The organism is Muriventricola aceti, from assembly GCF_025567565.1.
Lineage (GTDB): Bacteria > Bacillota > Clostridia > Oscillospirales > Oscillospiraceae > Lawsonibacter > Lawsonibacter aceti.
Genome location: NZ_JAOQKF010000002.1, coordinates 249,246 through 265,552, shown reverse-complemented (window position 1 = coordinate 265,552; position 16,307 = coordinate 249,246). Strand labels below are relative to the sequence as shown.

Annotated in this window: 16 protein-coding genes; 9 read left to right on the top strand and 7 right to left on the bottom strand. The window is 61.7% G+C overall.

Features of this window, described 5'->3' with window-relative positions; all coding sequences use genetic code 11:
* Positions 1 to 9: 9 nt before the first annotated feature.
* From OCV64_RS03345 to OCV64_RS03320, 6 genes are all read right to left on the bottom strand, one after another.
* The gene (locus tag OCV64_RS03345; protein WP_262669330.1) at positions 10 to 471 is read right to left on the bottom strand and encodes a hypothetical protein; all 462 of its coding nucleotides are present in this window, start codon (positions 469 to 471) and stop codon (positions 10 to 12) included.
* Positions 472 to 601: 130 nt separating this feature from the next.
* Positions 602 to 1,285: a CPBP family intramembrane glutamic endopeptidase gene (locus OCV64_RS03340; protein WP_240286957.1), complete on the bottom strand. Its 684-nt coding sequence runs from the start codon at positions 1,283 to 1,285 to the stop codon at positions 602 to 604.
* A gap of 265 nt (positions 1,286 to 1,550) precedes the next feature.
* Positions 1,551 to 4,241, bottom strand: coding sequence for a DNA polymerase I (gene polA / locus OCV64_RS03335; RefSeq protein ID WP_262669329.1), 2,691 nt, complete (start codon positions 4,239 to 4,241; stop codon positions 1,551 to 1,553).
* A gap of 152 nt (positions 4,242 to 4,393) precedes the next feature.
* Positions 4,394 to 7,504 carry an S-layer homology domain-containing protein gene (locus OCV64_RS03330; RefSeq protein ID WP_262669328.1) on the bottom strand — a complete coding sequence of 1,037 codons (3,111 nt, stop codon included), beginning with the start codon at positions 7,502 to 7,504 and terminating at the stop codon, positions 4,394 to 4,396.
* Between the two features lie 188 nt (positions 7,505 to 7,692).
* Positions 7,693 to 8,307: an NAD(P)H-dependent oxidoreductase gene (locus tag OCV64_RS03325; RefSeq protein ID WP_262669327.1), complete on the bottom strand. Its 615-nt coding sequence runs from the start codon at positions 8,305 to 8,307 to the stop codon at positions 7,693 to 7,695.
* A 2-nt stretch (positions 8,308 to 8,309) separates the two neighbouring features.
* Entirely contained in the window at positions 8,310 to 9,293 is a 984-nt protein-coding gene (locus OCV64_RS03320; RefSeq protein WP_147570838.1) for a pyruvate kinase, read from the bottom strand.
* 212 nt (positions 9,294 to 9,505) lie between these two features.
* On the opposite strand from OCV64_RS03320, the gene OCV64_RS03315 reads away from it, so the two are divergent.
* Genes OCV64_RS03315 through OCV64_RS03300 form a run of 4 tightly spaced genes read left to right on the top strand, consistent with a single transcriptional unit; the run spans position 9,506 to position 12,056 of the window.
* The gene (locus OCV64_RS03315) at positions 9,506 to 10,246 is read left to right on the top strand and encodes a WecB/TagA/CpsF family glycosyltransferase (RefSeq protein WP_317246459.1); all 741 of its coding nucleotides are present in this window, start codon (positions 9,506 to 9,508) and stop codon (positions 10,244 to 10,246) included.
* Complete coding sequence (locus tag OCV64_RS03310; protein WP_147570836.1) at positions 10,243 to 10,911, top strand: dTMP kinase; 669 nt, start codon at positions 10,243 to 10,245, stop codon at positions 10,909 to 10,911. Before OCV64_RS03315 ends, OCV64_RS03310 begins: the two co-directional genes overlap by 4 nt.
* A 16-nt stretch (positions 10,912 to 10,927) precedes the next feature.
* A complete protein-coding gene (locus OCV64_RS03305) occupies positions 10,928 to 11,476 on the top strand; it encodes a DJ-1 family glyoxalase III (RefSeq protein WP_262669325.1) in 549 nt (182 codons plus the stop codon).
* Complete coding sequence (locus OCV64_RS03300) at positions 11,457 to 12,056, top strand: 5-formyltetrahydrofolate cyclo-ligase (RefSeq protein ID WP_147570834.1); 600 nt, start codon at positions 11,457 to 11,459, stop codon at positions 12,054 to 12,056. The genes OCV64_RS03305 and OCV64_RS03300 overlap by 20 nt, the downstream gene beginning before the upstream one ends.
* A gap of 24 nt (positions 12,057 to 12,080) precedes the next feature.
* Here OCV64_RS03300 and OCV64_RS03295 read toward each other — a convergent pair whose 3' ends face one another.
* Entirely contained in the window at positions 12,081 to 12,251 is a 171-nt protein-coding gene (locus tag OCV64_RS03295; protein ID WP_186852796.1) for a hypothetical protein, read from the bottom strand.
* A 124-nt stretch (positions 12,252 to 12,375) separates the two neighbouring features.
* Here OCV64_RS03295 and mltG point away from each other — a divergent pair, with 124 nt between their 5' ends.
* The 5 genes from mltG to gluQRS are packed head-to-tail and all read left to right on the top strand — an operon-like array spanning position 12,376 to position 16,296.
* Positions 12,376 to 13,491: an endolytic transglycosylase MltG gene (mltG, locus tag OCV64_RS03290; RefSeq protein WP_240286968.1), complete on the top strand. Its 1,116-nt coding sequence runs from the start codon at positions 12,376 to 12,378 to the stop codon at positions 13,489 to 13,491.
* A 56-nt stretch (positions 13,492 to 13,547) separates the two neighbouring features.
* Entirely contained in the window at positions 13,548 to 14,768 is a 1,221-nt protein-coding gene (locus tag OCV64_RS03285; RefSeq protein WP_147570832.1) for a peptidase U32 family protein, read from the top strand.
* Positions 14,769 to 14,781: 13 nt separating this feature from the next.
* The gene (locus OCV64_RS03280) at positions 14,782 to 15,165 is read left to right on the top strand and encodes a metallopeptidase family protein (protein ID WP_262669324.1); all 384 of its coding nucleotides are present in this window, start codon (positions 14,782 to 14,784) and stop codon (positions 15,163 to 15,165) included.
* Entirely contained in the window at positions 15,162 to 15,380 is a 219-nt protein-coding gene (locus tag OCV64_RS03275) for a PF20097 family protein (protein ID WP_262669323.1), read from the top strand. Before OCV64_RS03280 ends, OCV64_RS03275 begins: the two co-directional genes overlap by 4 nt.
* Before the next feature lies 1 nt (position 15,381).
* A complete protein-coding gene (gene gluQRS, locus OCV64_RS03270) occupies positions 15,382 to 16,296 on the top strand; it encodes a tRNA glutamyl-Q(34) synthetase GluQRS (RefSeq protein ID WP_240286974.1) in 915 nt (304 codons plus the stop codon).
* Positions 16,297 to 16,307 lie beyond the last annotated feature (11 nt).

The following is a 16,307-nucleotide window of genomic DNA, read 5'->3' as shown; positions in this document are numbered from 1 at the left end:
GTCTGCCGGTTATTTGTTCGGCCCGCGCAGTTTCCGAACGCCCCAGATGGATAGGAGAATCCCAGTTCCGAAGGGGAACAGGAGGAGAAGGGCCGCCTGAGGCGGGGGACAGGAGGGATAGAATTTGGCGAGCCATTCCAGCTCTATGTACCCGTAGAGGACGCAGACGCACATGGCAGTGAACAGCAGGGCGGTGAGGCTCTCCAGGAAGAAGGCTCCGTAACGGGGTGTTTTCCGCACCGCCGCCAGAACCAAAACCAGCAGAGTGACAGCCAGCATCTGCATGGAGAGAAGGACCATAAGGGGAGGCCGCCATTCAAAGTAGCAGAACTTACCCCAGCATAGCGCCAGGGCAGAGAGCGTACTCATGGGGATGACCAGGGGGAGCCAGGCGGGGCGGAAGAAAAATACAAGGGTAAGCATCAGCAGGGGGAAGAGGAGAAAAACAGTTAAGACAGTCCAGAATGTCATAAGGGAGCCTCCTTGCAAAGCGGATTTACAGTTCAGACGCGGTGGGAATCGCATAGACCCACTTGTTGTTTCATCAGCCAGATGGGATACCAAGGCCAGCAGACAGAGGGCGCAGGACACTCTCCTTTCGTCAAATGATCCCCCACAGGTGAAGGGCGATGGTGTTGATGGCCAGGTTGGCCCCCATGTGGACCAGCCAGCCGGGCCATATGGTCTGGCTTTTTGCGTCCAGAGCGTTGAACAGAAGCCCGGCGCAGGCCAGCCCAGAGGTAAGCAGGACCAGCAGGGCCGGGTGGAACCAGCCGTCCATGATGGACACATGGTACAGGGCAAAAGCTATGGCGGAAAAGGTCCAGGCCAGCTTTTTGTAACCGGATCGGTACAGGGCAAGAAAGGCAAAGCCCCGGAAAAAGAGCTCCTCCAGCAGGGAGTTACCAAAGGTGATATAGAGGGCCGCCAGTGGAAAAGTAGCGGCGGTGAAGCCCTCCTTGGCCTGTAAATTGCCGGAGATGGCGGACAAATCCAGCCAGGGAGAGAGCAGCGTGTACCCGCCCAGCAGCAGGAGGAATACTCCGCCCCCCAGCAGCAGGGGCAGCCTCATCGCCCCCTGTTCGGGCCGGCCGAAGGACCGGAGAATCGTCCGGTCGCCGGAGGCCAGCACATAGGCGGCGGCGCAGCCCAGAAAGACCAGCGCCTTAGCCGACGACTTTACCGGGTAGACGGGGGACAGCACCCACTCCACCCAAAGCATAGCTAGACAGCCCAGAACGGTCAACAAGGTCGCCAGAACTGGGCGGCGGTCGGTCTCACTCATCCTGACACCCCCAGCAGCGCCCACTTGACAAGTCGAGCAGTGGTATAGACGGTACGATCCATGGAGGATACCTCCCTGCTATTCTGTTGTCAGTGTATCAGATTCCTGCCGATCTGACAACAAAACCAGGACAGTCGGTCACTTTCGAGGGATAGGTGGCGGAGATGCGGGGGGAGGAATGCCCATTGGACGTTCCCAACCAAGCAGGTTCAAGGTGAAGTATTCCGAAAGGACAAGAGGATGCGGTCCGGGCCAGCGCGGCGGGCTAATGGGCGTCCGCCCAGCTCTTTCCAGCGTGGGTCTCGGCCAGCAGAGGGACGGACAGAGCAGCCACGCCCTCCATCTCCTCCTCCACCAGGCTGCAGATTCTATCCGCCTCCTCCGCCGGACACTCCACGATCAGCTCGTCGTGGACCTGGAGGACCAGGCGTCCCTTCAGCCCCTCGGCGCGAAGCCGGTCCCGCACCCGGATCATGGCCAGCTTGATGATGTCGGCGGCGGTGCCCTGGATGGGGGCGTTAAGGGCTACCCGCTCCCCAAAGGACCGGGTGTTGAAGTTGGAAGATTTCAGCTCCGGCACCCAGCGGCGTCGACCAAAGAGGGTGGCCACGAAGCCGGTCTGTTTGGCCTGCTCCACTACGCCGTCCATATAGGCCCGGACACCGGAGTAATGGGCGAAATACTTGTCCATATACTCCTTGGCCTCCTGGACAGATACGCCGATGTCCTGGGACAGCGAGAAGGGAGAGATGCCGTACACGATGCCGAAATTCACCGCCTTGGCCGAGCGGCGCATGGAGGGGGTGACCTCCTCGGGCCGGACACCAAAGACCTGGGAGGCGGTGATGGTGTGGATGTCGGCTCCGCTCTTAAAGCCGTCGATCATAGCCGGATCGCCGGCCATATGGGCCAGGAGCCTCAGCTCGATTTGGGAATAATCCGCATCCACCAGCACACGGCCGGCCGGGGCCGCGAACATCTTGCGCAGCTCGGCCCCCAACTGGGTGCGGACGGGAATGTTCTGAAGGTTGGGTTCAGTGGAGGACAGCCGCCCAGTGGCGGTCACCGTATTCTGGAAAGAGGTGCGGAGCCGCCCGTCAGGACCGATGACCTTGGACAGACCGTCCACATAGGTGGACTTCAGCTTGGTGAGCTGGCGGTACTCCAGAATCTCGTCAATGATGGGGTGCTGGCCCCGCAGCTTGTCCAGCACCTCGGCATTGGTGGACCAGCCGGTTTTGGTCTTTTTCACAGGTGGGAGCCCCAGCGTTTCAAATAAAACATGGCCCAGCTGCTGGGTGGAGTTGATGTTGAAGGTGGCCTCCCCAGCCAGCTCGTAGATGCGGGACTGGGCCTGGTCGATGCGCTGGGTGAGCATCCCCCCAAAGGACACCAGGGCGCCCCGGTCAATAAGAAAGCCCTCTGCCTCCATCTCAGCCAGCACCGAGCACAGGGGCAGCTCGATGGTCTCATACAGGTCCCACATCTCCAGCTCCCGCAGGCGCTTTTCCAATACCCCGTGGAGGGCGCCGATGAGGGCGCAGTGGGAGGTGAGGGCGGCGGCGGGGCCCACCGGATCAGCCAGGGGGCCGAAAGCTCCCTCGGCCAAATAGTCGCCAGCCTTGGCGGGCTGAAAGCTGAAATAGGTCAGCCCCAGCTTTTCCAGGTCATAGCTGCCGTCGGTAGGGGCCAGGAGATAGGCGGCCACCTCGGTATCAAAGACAAAGCCGGCGGGGGAGATCCCTTCAGCCAGCAGGGAGCGCCACAGGCCCTTCAGCCCGTGCGTAACCTTTTTAATGTCCGGGTCTGCGAAAAAAGTCCGCAGAAACTCGTTGTGTCCCTGGAATTTGTCTGCGAGGAACAGGGCGGCGTGGTTCTCCTTCTCGTTGAGCCGGCACTCCACACATATTACGTCCAACCCCGGCAGGGCCAGGACATCCACGCTGTCCTTGGTAGACCAGAGGGCCAGCAGCTCCTTCAGCCGGATCTGTGTGGTGACGACCTCGGTGGTACAGGAGTATTCCGCCCCCGGCTGGCTCTGGGCCTCTCCCTCCCCCTGGGGAGCGGCGAGGTGGTACTTGTCGATGAGCTTGGCGAATTCCAGATCCAGGAACAGCTGGTACAGAGCGTTGTTGTCCGGCGGCTGGCGCAGGTTGCGCTCCGGGTCGAAATCGATGGGGGCGTCGGTGTGGATGGTGGCCAGGTCATAGGACATGCGGGCCATCTCTTTGCCCTCGGCCAGCTTTTTTACCACGCCGGGCTTGGCGGGGGTGGACGGAGCCATACAGATATCGGGCATATGGTCATACAGGCAGTCAATAGAGCCGTACAGCTGCACCAGGGCCATGGCGGTCTTTTCACCCACCCCCTTGACACCGGGGATGTTGTCGCTGGCATCCCCCATCAGGGCTTTCAAGTCGATAATGTGGATGGGGTCAAAGCCATACTCCTCCCGAAAGGAGGCCGGGGTCATGTCACGGGTGTCGGTGCGGCCCATGCGGGTGGACACCAGCTTCACTGTGGTGGTGTCTGTCACTAGTTGGAGGGAGTCCTTGTCTCCTGTGACGATGATGGTCTCCCAGCCCGCCGCCCGGTCCTTCACGGAGATGGTGCCGATCAGGTCGTCAGCCTCCCAGCCATCCAGCTCGTACATGGGGATGTTCATGGCCCCCAGCACCTGCTTGAGCAGGGGAAGCTGGCTGGCCAGCTCGTCGGGCATCCCCTTGCGGGTGGCTTTGTATCCCTCGTAGGCCAGGTGGCGGAAGGTGGGGGCGGCCCGGTCAAAGGTGACGCAGAGAGCGTCGGGCTGGCTGTCGTCCAGCAGCTTGTTCAGAATGTTCAAAAAGCCAAAGATGGCGTTGGTAGGCTGACCTTCCCGTGTGGTCAGGTTCTGGCTGACTCCGTAGAAGGCCCGGTTGACGATGGAATTGCCGTCAATGACCATCAGTTTTTTCATAGCGGGAGCTCCCTCTCACTCCGGCAGAAGGCCGGACATAAAATTACATTTTACAGTATAACAGTCTTTCCCAAGAAGGGCAAGGAAAAAACCTGGGTCCCGAAATGGGACCCAGGTTTTTTCGGACTCTGGGGGCCGGTGGGGATAGGAGCTCACAGCCTGGCCCGGTCCACCAGCCCGGCGAGCTGGCAGAGAATGACCGACACCTCGGCCCGGGTGATGTCGCTGCCGCCGTGGAAGCGGCCCTCCTCGTCCCCAGTGAGCACACCGGCCCGGTACCACCGATAGACCACATCGCCCAGCTCATCCCCCTCCCCCAAGTCGGGGACATCGCCGTCCCGGACGGTGTTGATTGCCTCCATCTGGTCATCGGGGATGGCCTGATCCAGAATGGCGACCATATCATACCGTGTGGCCTTGTCGTTCAGACAGGACTGAGGAAAGTCACGGGCGGTGAGGATGCCGTTGTCCAGACAGTACTGGTAATAGGGCATATACCAGCCGCCGGAGGTCTGGGGAAGCGGGCCGCCGCTCTCACGGCTGTGGATCTGATAGGCCAGCACCAGAGTCTGGGCGATAGATAGGTCGCCGCCGGGCTCGAACCTCCCGTCTCCCATGCCGGTCATCAGTCCGTTTTGGACTACCTTCTCCACGTAGGGCTGGAACCACTGGCCCGCCTTGATGTCGGAGAAGTGGGGGGCGGCGCCTTGGTCGGGCCGCTCTGTTTGACCGGGCGTTGAGGTGCCGCTGGGCTTCCTCTCCTGGTCCACCGTCCCTTGGACAGACTGGCCGCTGGGGGTAAAGATACCGTCAATGAGAACCTCGCCATCTGGGGCGTGGAGGGAGCCATCAGAGCAGAGAGCGGTATTGGCGATAACAGTGTCCTCCCCGGTTTTGATGGGGAAGCTCTGGACGTGGAAGCCGTAGCTGGAAACCGTGTCGCCCCCCTCTTCGGTAATGCCCCAGGTGTATAGATCACCGCTTTTTAATACGGCGGCGCCCCGCTCGGCGGAGATTACATCCCGGTCAATGATCTTGACGGGCGTGGACTGCCCGACTCCCTCGCTCCAAGGGGTGACGGTGTCATAGGCCATGCCGTTGCCCACCTCGCCGTTGTCATTGACACCCCAGGTCCACAGGCCGCCCTCCTGATCGATGGCCCAGCCGCTCTCCCCCTCCATACCGACGGAGATCATGCCGTCCAGCAGTTTGGTCAGGGGCAGAGGAGCGTCGCCGTTGTAGAGAATCATCTTGCCGTCGCCGCCATAGCCGTCGGCGCCCCAGACCCAGACGGAGCCATCCTCTTTCAGGGCCACGTAGCGGGACAGGCCGGCATCCACCATGACCACATTGTCCATCACATGGTGGGGGCCGTAGGAATCGGGGTCGGCGGCGCCATAGTCGGTGCCCGAACCGTCCTCTCCCGCGCTCACCAGGCCGTAGTACCACAGAGAGCCGTCGGTACGCACCACCATGGCGCCGAATTTGCCGGTGGCCACAGATCGGACATTGTCCGCCACCTTGATGGGAGTTTCAGACCAGGCGTCAAAGCTGTCCAGCAGCCCTAGGGAGCCCACATAGTAGCCCCAGGCCCAGAGAGTGTCGTCCTCCTTTACGGCCAGGAGCAGGTCGTTGTCTGAGCAACAGATCTGGCGCACGCCATCCATGAGCTTGACAGGGTACTGGGCCTTCTCCTCTTCGGTGAGATAGCCGGGGCCTGCGCCCCACAGGGAGCCGTCCTCCCGGATAGCCAGACGGCTGGGGTTGCTCAGTACGATCCGGCGGGAGAGAAGATCGGCCTGCTCCACAGCCTGCCGAATGGTGGCTGCCTGGCGGGGATCGGACAGGGCGGAGGGCCGGCTGGGCCGCTCCGGCTGTTCAGGCTCCGCGGGCGGCTCAGACTCCTCTCCCGCTGTGGGGTAAGCGGTGACACCGTCCTCGTCTAGAACATAGAACACGGGGACGGAGTCATCGGTGGCGTACCACACCACTTGTCCGTTGTAGACGATGGGGGTGCAGTCGGAGGCCATGACGCCCTCGGCGGTCCTGAGGTCAGACACCGAGCCCTCGGCGGAGTAGCGGGCATAGCCGATGGAATCGGTGTTGTAGTAGTAGCCGTTGTCCGCCTTCTCCGCCATAGACCAGATGATATAGCCATCCTCCAGGCTGGTGGGGACAAGGACGGGCTGGGAACCATAGATGTTCCCGCCGTTGGCGTAAGAGGTGATCTGGCGGGTCCTGGTGCCGCTTTGAGAGAAATCATCTTTGCTGGTGTAAGCCAGATAGATGTTTTTCACGTCGGCGGTCAGGTTGGAGGAAGCGCCCTTCCCAGTGTAGCTGTACGCGGTGAGGTAGCCGGTGGAGGTCTCGGCCAGACCGGTGACCTGGGCGCCGGTCACGTTGGCGCCGATGGAACCAGGCCAGCTGGCTACTAGGAGCTGGGTCCCCCGCCGCCCGCTTTGGCCGTCACAGCGGTACAGGGACGCCCCACGGGGATAGGCGTCGCCGTGGTCCAGCGCGACCAGCCTGCCCTCCTGGTCCACCAGCATCAGCTGGTTGAAGGAGTGGGATACATAGCCCGTGGCGGGATTGGACACAGCGGAGGCCACGTCGGAGATGGTCATGTCCTCCTGGCGGACTGTGAAGGACAGGCTGGCCTGGTGGTTCAGACCGTCGGAGCTGGCGTACATCTCGTGGCTGGTGCGGATGTACAGCAGGCCGCCGTCCTCGGCGCAGGTAAAGCCGCCGGCGTCAAAGGGGATGGTGGTGTTGGCCCCTCTTAGGCTGGCCTGGTCCAGCCGCTCCCAGCTCTTGGAGTATTTGACCACCCGGACTACCTCGGCGCTGTCGCTCTCTGAGGGATTCTCCTGGCCGAAAACCACGAAGTTGTAGTCCTCCCCGGCAAAGAAGCCGCCCCAGATTGGGAGCTCTACTTCCAGTTCTCTAGTCTCCTTCAACTGGAAGTGGCTGTCATAGGTCTCTACCACTAGGGTGGTGGGTGTGAGCCACTCCAGGAACTGGCCAGTCTGGCCATTCACCAGCTGGCTGCCTTTCCGGTACTCCACCCGAACCAGGTCCTGGCCATCCTGGTATAGATAGGAGGAGCGGGGGACGGCCCAGTTACCGTTGTAGTAGCCATATCGGTTGGTGGAGATCAGGGGCTCCGGCTGGCTGGCGGCCGAGACGGCAGGGACAAGGGACAGGGACATGGCCAGAGTGCAGAGCAGGCTGGTCAGGCGGGGAAAAAACCTCTTGTGCTTCATATACGTGTCATCCTTTCTGAACAGTCAGGCGGCTGAACCGCCGGGTAAGGTGGGGGATAGGGACCGGCCTTCGTGGGTGGGCCCCGTGGTTACAGTACCCTATCCGGCGGAGAAAGGAAGAGAGAAGGGAAAATGAGAAAAAATTTTGGAGCGCCATATGGCGCTCCAAATCTAAGGAGGGGCGGGGACTATCCCTGAAGGCACATCGGCTCCTGGGCCAGCTGGCGGGCCAGGGAAGCGGCCCTATCTCCGGCACGGCGAAGGACAGCCTGGACGTCGGTTCCCTGGATATCCAGGCCCTCCGCGGCCACACAGTAGGCGTGGGGAATCCCAAACATAGCGCCCAGGGCTTTTAGGTAGTCAAAGCCGTAATTCTGCCCCTCTACGGGGCCGCCGGCGGAGGTGAGATAGACCAGGGCGCGGGCCTGGCTCAGTCCGACCTGCCGCCCGTCCTCGGTATAGCGGAAAGTGATGCCCAGCGCACTGGACCACTCCAAATAGACCTTCAAAACGGCGGGAAAGGAGAGGTCCCAGTAAGGGGCGCCCACGACCACCAGATCGGCCGAGGCGATCTCGCGGGCGGGGGTCAGCCGTGGATCATCTTCCCCGCGGGCAATCCAGCCGTCACGCTGGCGGGCCAGCTCCCCTGTCAGGATGGGCAGAGACTCTCTCAAATCTCTGTGGCAGACCTGCACCTGGGGATGTAGCGTAGTATATTCCTCCAAAAAACGCTGGCACAACCGCCAGGTGCGGGACAGCTCAGGCCCCCGTACACAGGCATCCAAAAAAAGCAGACGTTCCATGCTTAGAGTCCTTTCTCCGCCTCATGGGCGGTTTTGACAAGATATTCCATCGCCCGGACAGGGTACTGGCCCGCGGCGGTTTCCCCGGTGAGCATCAGAGAGGAGGCCCCGTCCAGCACGCCGTTGTAAATATCGCATACCTCGGCCCGGGTGGGCACCGGACGATGCTCCATGGACCACAATAGCTGGGTGACCAGGCAGAAGTCACGACCCGCGGCCACGCACCGCCGGGCGATATCCTTCTGAACCCCAGGCAGCTCCCAGAGGGGCATGGAGTTTCCAAGGTCGCCCCGTGCGATGCAGAGCTGGTCGGCGGCGGAGATGATCTCCTCCAGATGGTCCAGACCCTGGCGGTTCTCTATTTTGGCCATGATTTGGATGCGGCCCAGCCCACGCTGGTCCAAGGCCTGGCGCAGTGCCCGGATATCCTCCTGTCCCCGGACAAAGGGCTGAAGAATGTGGGTCACTCCAAACTGTCCAGCCAGGTCCAGATTCATCAGATCCTCCTGGGTGAGGACTGGTGTATCCGGGTATACTCCTAGAATAGCCAGGCTTTTCCTGCTGTGTAGAGTGCCGCCCCGCAGCACCCGGCACAGCAGCACAGAGGAGCTGGCCTTTTTCACCTCTAGGAGAATGGCGCTGTCGTCAATGGAGATCTGGTCCCCCGGCTTGGCGCTGGACACCACTACCTGGGGGACAGGGAGGCCGTCCTGGCCAAGCAGGATATCGTCTCCGGTCTTGATGGGGATGGGGATGGGGAGTGTGCCTAGCCGCAGCTCCGGCCCCTGCAGGTCGATGATGAGATGGGGGCGGTCCACCCCGGCCTGTCGTGCCGCGGGAAAGAAATGCTCCTCTAGCAGAGCGGAGCATTGGGACAGGCTGGTGTGGGACAGGTTGAGCCTGGCCCCGGTCATCCCGGCTCGGAACAGGCGGACCAACAGAGCCCGGTCACGGCAGAGCCCGCCTAAGGTCCCATAAAATTCCATGAGGGTACCTCCCGTGTATGTGATGCCTTACGGTATCTATTATTATGAGGAAAGAGCGGAGGAAAGTCAACGGTAAGAAAGCGCAGGTGTTCCAATGTCCGCCTTGGACAAACCTTCATGGAAAATTCATAGACTTTTTTGCCAGAGCGTGGTAAAATACTATAATCCTGGCATATGCCCATTGGGCAATGCTTTACTGTTCCCTGGGAGGGATGGCTTTGAAGAAAGATATTCTGGGTGTCCGGTTTGACGACGTGTCCCGGCAGGAGGCTGCCCAGCTGGGCACCGCCATGCTGGAGCAGGAGCAGTTCCACTATGTGGTGACACCCAATCCGGAATTTATCCTGGCGGCGGAAAAAGACGCCGACTTCCGTCAGGTGCTCAACAGTGCCGACCTGGTCATCCCAGACGGCATTGGTGTGGTCTATTCGGCCAAGATACTGGGCACACCCCTGAAGGAGCGGGTTCCCGGTATCGAATTTGCCGCTGATATGCTGGCCAAGCTGGACCAGATGGGGGGTCGGCTCTACCTGCTGGGGGCGAAGCCCGGCGTGGCCCAAGAGGCCGGCCGCCGCATCCTGGAGCGGCATCCTAATATCGTCCTGTGCGGCACTCATGACGGCTATTTTAAGGACGAGGAGGCCGTGCTGCTGGAGGTGGCCGCCGCTCGGCCCGATCTGCTGTTTGTCTGCCTGGGCGCGCCCAAGCAGGAGAAGTGGATGGCCCGGTGGGGCAGGCACACAGGCGCTCGTCTGGCCATTGGCCTGGGGGGCGCCCTGGATGTCTTTGCCGGCAACGTGGAGCGGGCGCCCGAATCTTGGCGGAAGCTGGGTTTGGAGTGGGCCTACCGCCTGAAGAAGGAGCCCCAGCGGGCGGGCCGGATGGCCAAGCTGCCTCTTGTGCTGGTTAAGTCCGCTGGCGCCCGCCTGCGGGGCAGGAGGGACCAGTCATGAGGGGCCGGCTGATCGTCATTGAAGGGACCGACGGCTCTGGCAAGTCCACTCAGTTCGGCCAGCTGTGCCAGCGGCTGGACGCCATGGGCCAAGGGTACAAAAAGCTGGTATTTCCCCAGTACCAGGAGCCGTCCTCCGCTCTGATCCGGATGTACCTAGGGGGTGAGTTCGGCAGCCATCCAGGGGACGTAAATCCCTACGCCGCCTCCGCGTTTTACGCGGTGGACCGATACGCCTCCTTAAAAAAGGTGTGGGGGGAATACTACGACGGGGGGGGCCTGGTCCTTACCGACCGGTATACCACCTCCAACGCGGTCCACCAGGGGGCCAAGTGCCCAGAGGGGGAGCGGACCGCCTTCCTCCGCTGGCTGGACGATTTTGAACACGACAAGCTGGGACTGCCCCGGCCTGACCTGGTGCTCTATTTGGATATGCCTACTGAAAAGTCGGTGGAGCTGCTGCGCGGCCGGGAGTCGGCCACCCATACCAAGGCGGACATCCATGAGCTGGACACGGAGTATCTAGCCACCTGCCGCGCCTGCGCCCACCAGGCCATTGGGGAGCTGGGCTGGAAGCGGATCTCCTGTTTAGACAGGGAGGGGCAGCTCCGCTCCATCCAGGAGATACACCAGGAGATCTGGTCCCTGGTGACCCCCTTACTGTAAAAGGAGGTATTCTAATATGGTCTATATCCTGCTCGCTCCCGGCTTTGAAGAGGCGGAGGCCCTGGTCCCCGCCGACCTGCTCCGCCGAGGAGGCGTGGAAACGGCCCTGGTGTCCACAGACGGAGCGGTGGTGGCCGGAGGCCGGCAGATCACAATAAAAGCGGATCTGACTTTGGACCAGGTGGAGCTGGACCGGGCCGACATGTTGGTTTTGCCCGGCGGTGGTGTGGGAGTACAGAAGCTGGGCCAGGAACCTACTGTGGAGAAGCTGGTCCGGGAGGCGGCGAAGCGGGGAATCCCTCTGGCCGCCATCTGTGCGGCCCCTACGCTGTTGGGCAGGTGGGGGCTGCTGGAGGGCAGACGGGCCATCTGCTATCCCGGCATGGAGGGACAGATGAACGGAGCCGTGGCAGCTGACAGCCCGTCCCACGTGGTGGTGGATGGCCCAGCCAAGCTGATTACCGGGCAGGCGGCCGGCTCCGCCTTTGATTTCGGACTGGCGCTGGTGGAATACCTGGCCGGCCGGGAGAGAGCGGAGGAAGTCCGTGCTTCCATCTGTTACTGAAGAGAAGGCGGCGCTGCGCCGAACAGTCCGCCGCTGGCTGGCGGCTTTGCCCTCGTCAGAGCGGCGGGAGAGCGACCGGGCCCTCTTTGCCCACTTCCTATCTCTGCCCCAAGTGGAGGGCGCAAAGACAATCTTCGCCTTTTGGGGCATCCCAGAGCGGGAACCGGACACTGGAGAGCTGGTCCGCCAGCTGGCGGAGCGGGGGAAGGTGGTGGGCCTGCCCCGGATGCTCCCCGGCAGGGGGATGGAGGTCCGTGGGTATGCCTCGGACCGCCCGCTGGTGCCGGCGGCCTTTGGCCTTCTGGAGCCGGACGAACAGGCCCCTCTGCTGGAGCGGGCGGCCATCGACCTGATCCTGGTCCCCGGCCTGTGCTATGACCGGGAGGGCTACCGCCTGGGCTTCGGCGGCGGCTACTATGACCGGTGGCTGGCCGGCTGCTCCGGGTGGAAGGTGGGGCTGTGCCGGGCCGCTCTCCTGCAGGACCGTTTGCCTAGGGGACCTTATGATATCCCGGTGGACCTGGTGGTCACCGAGGAGGAGTGCCTGTCCCACCTTTCTTCGGCAAAAAGCGGGGGTTGATCCCCCGCCCTTTTGCCGGTCCACTCAGCAGCAGCCGCAGTTGTCGTTGCCGCAGCCGTTGTCGCAGCCACAGCCGCAACTGTTGTTGCAGCCGCAGCCGTTGCCGCCCCAGCCGCCGCAGGCGAACAGGATGATGATGAGCAGGATGATCCACAGGCAGCCGTTGCCGCCCCAGCCGTTGTTTCCACAACACATATGTTTTCACACCTCTCTAAAATCCCGCCGGGACGGTGTGTCCCGTGCGTTCTGTACTATTCTATGGAGGTCCCTTGTCCCTGGTGACAAGGACCCAGAAAAATTTTATTAGGAGCTGACCTGAATGCCCCAGGAACGAAGAAGTGAACGAAGAAGCGGGCGGGAGGAGCGCACCGCCGCCCGCCGTCCCCGCCGCGGCTCGACCGGCCGGACCGCCGGCTTCGCCGTGCTCTATGTGGTAGGAGTCATCGGAGTGTCCATCCTGCTGGCCTGCCTGCTTTGGATCGCCGCAAACGATGTGCTGGCCCTGAATAAGGATGAGAAGGAAGTGACCATTACCATCTCCTCGGAGGACAGCTTCAACAGCATCGTGAACCGGCTGGAGGATGAGGGGCTGATCGAGTATAAGTGGCTCTTCAAGCTCTTTGCCGCCTTCACAGGGGGCAAGGACGATGTGACGATGGGTACCTATACCCTGAACACGGATATGGATTACCGGGCTCTGCTGGCTGGCATGAGTGCCAACTCCGCCACCCGGTCGGTGGTGGATGTGGTCATCCCAGAGGGCTATACCCTGGACCAGATCTTCGCCCTGCTGGAAGAGAAGGGGGTGGCCACGGTGGAGGAGCTTCAGGAAGCCGCCGCCAACCACGACTACGCCTTCTCCTTCCTCCAGGATATCCCACTGGGGGATTACCACCGGCTGGAAGGCTACCTCATGCCGTCCACCTATGAGTTCTATACCCCCCACGATCCGGTGTATGCCATCAATAAGCTGTTGGTCTACTTTGACTCCATGGTCACCGATGATATACGGGCCCAAGTGGAGGAAACAGGCTATTCCCTGCGGGAAATCCTGACTATCGCCTCCATGATCGAGCGGGAAACGGACGGATCTGACCGGGAGGAGATTGCCTCCGTCATTTATAACCGCCTGGAGCATCCTGAGGGTGAAACTGTGGGCCTGCTCCAGATCGACGCTACCCTGGCCTATATCAACGGCGGAAAGGTGCCGACGGAGGCGGACAAGGCCATCGATTCCCCCTATAACACTTATATGTATAAGGGCCTGCCCCCGGCGCCCATCGCCAATCCTGGCATGGAGGCCATCATGGCTGCCCTGGAGCCAGCGGATACCAGCTACTTCTATTACGCTCTGGGCGACGATAATCTCCACCACTTCTTCAATACCTATGACCAGCTCCAGAGCTTCCTCAATTCCCAGGAGCGATACAAGTGATTCCCAAAGGGGCAAGGGCCGGCGCCCTTGCCCCTTTCTGAAGGAGATAGATAAACATGAGAAACAAGATCGAGCTGCTGGCCCCGGCGGGGGACATGGAGAGACTGGAGATGGCGGTGGCCTATGGGGCGGACGCTGTCTATCTGGCCGGAACCGACTTCGGAATGCGGTCTTTTGCCGGAAATTTCTCCCGGACAGAGCTGAAACAGGCCGTGGACCTATGCCGCTCCCATAGGGTCAGAGTCCATGTGACCTGCAACACCATGCCGCGCAACCAAGAAGTAGCCCGGCTGCCGGAGTGGCTGGAATATCTCAATGAGGTGGGCGTGGACGCCATCATTCTGGCAGATGTGGGCACCCTGGCCCTGGCCAGGAGACACGCCCCCAAGGTCCAGTGTCATATCTCCACTCAGGCCAGCATCGTCAATTACCAGTCCGCCCAGGCCTGGCACGACCTGGGGGCTAGTCGGGTGATTCTAGCCAGGGAGCTGTCCCTGGAGGAGATTCAGGAGATCAGGGCCAAGACTCCAAAGGAGCTGGAGATCGAAGTCTTTGCCCACGGGGCCATGTGCGTCAGCTATTCCGGCCGGTGCCTGCTGTCTAACTACATGACCGGGCGGGACTCCAATCGGGGGGAGTGCGCCCAGCCCTGCCGGTATCAGTACGCCCTGATGGAGGAGAAGCGGCCGGGAGAGTACTTCCCTGTCTATGAGGAGAATGGACAGACCTATATCATGAACTCCAAGGATATGTGCATGATCGACCATGTGGCCGACTTGATGGAGGCGGGGGTGGACTCTCTAAAGCTGGAGGGGAGGGCAAAGTCCGCCTACTACGCGGCCATCGTCACCGGAGCCTACCGCCACGCCATCGACGCGGCGGCGGCGGGAGAGCCGCTGGACCCGGTGTGGCGGGACGAGGTGGAGCATATCAGCCACCGCCACTACTCCACCGGCTTTTTCTATGGACAGCCGGGGCAGTACACCGAGAATTCCCGATATGTCCGGGACTGGCAGATCGTGGCCAAGGTGCAGTCCTGTGACGGGGAGGGAAATGCCCTTTTGACCCTGAACAATAAATTCCGAGTGGGCGACAGTCTGGAGCTGGTGGGGCCCAATGTCCGGCCCCAGGCTTTGTGGGTGGAGGGCCTCTGGGATGGGGATGGCCTTCCACTGGAGGAGGTCCGCCACCCTCAGATGACCTTCCGCATGAAGCTGCCCTGTCAGGTGCCGCCCCTCTCCCTGCTCCGCCGAAAAGCGGACCTGAGTCCCCAGTAAGGAGGAGAGGATCATGGTACCCACCTATGAACAGATGGGCGACTGGCTGGAGGAGATCGCCGGCGGGTTCCCCGACGCCTTCTTTCTGGACCTGGACGGGGGCATCCAGCTGGAGGAGAGAGCCCTGCCTGATCCGGACTTTCCCCCCGGCGAGATGTACATTATGGGAGAGTATGTCCACGATATGCTGGGGCGGTATATCGTCCTGTATTACGGCTCCTTTGCCGCCCTGCTGCCGGAGGAGGACGAGGAGGGATGGAAGGACGAGATCTTTGCCACCGTGGCCCACGAGTTCACCCACCATCTGGAGGAAACTGCCGGCCTCCACGCCCTGGACGACAAGGACGCGGAGTTTTTAAGGCAGGCGCTGGAGGAGTATGGAGAGGAGAAAAAATGATGCTGTGCCCATGGTGTAATCAGGAGATGAAGCAAGGCTTTCTGCAGAGTAGCCGGAGTATTATCTTTTCCCCTGAAATTGCGGAAGGGGTGGTCATGGCTCTGAGGGAGGGAGAGGTCAAACTGACCAAGCACTTCTGGAGCACGCCTAGGGCGCCGGCGTGGCACTGTGCCGGATGTAAGCGGGTAGTTGCTGAATATGGAACGGAGGAGTAACATGATCGGCCGCTTTGCCCCCAGCCCCAGCGGACGGATGCACCTGGGCAACCTGTGGTCCTGCCTGCTGGCCTGGCTGGCCGCCCGGAGCGCGGGAGGTTCCATCGTCCTGCGGCTGGAGGATCTGGATCCGGACCGGTGCCGGCAGGAGTATTGCGACCAGGTGATGCGGGATCTGGAGTGGCTGGGGCTGGACTGGGATGGGGAGCCGGTCTATCAGTCCCGGCGGACAGAGGCCTACGCCGCCGCCTTCCGGGAGCTGGAGAGGCAGGGGCTGGTCTATCCCTGCTACTGTACACGTGCAGAGCGTCTGGCTTCCTCTGCCCCCCACCGCTCGGACGGAATAACTGTGTATGACGGACGGTGCAGGAGCTTGACGGCTCCGGAGCGGGAGAAGCTGGAAAAGACACGCCGCCCTGCCTGGCGGGCGGCAGTGGGGGAAAAATCCATTTCTTTTTGTGATATGTTATGCGGAAAATACGAAGAGGATTTAAAAATGGACTGCGGAGACTTTATTCTCCGCCGGTCCGACGGGGTGTACGCCTATCAGTTGGCGGTGGTGGTGGATGACGCCGAGATGGGGGTGACCCAGGTGGTGCGGGGGAGCGACCTGCTCTCCTCCACCCCCCGGCAGATCTGGCTCCAGGAGCGGCTGAACCTGCCCCATCCCCAGTACGGCCATGTCCCCCTGCTGCTGGCCCCGGATGGCAGGCGGCTGGCAAAGAGGGACCGGGACCAGGAGCTGGGGCAGCTCCAGAGTCGGTTTACTGCCCCACAGATCGTGGGAACGCTGGCCCATGCCGCCGGGCTGCTGGACCGGGAGGAGGAGGTTGCGCCGGAGGAACTGCTCCCTCTATTCCGCTGGGACAAACTCCCCCGAAAGGACCTCACGCTGTCCATAGGAGAGAAAATATAACGGCCTGACGG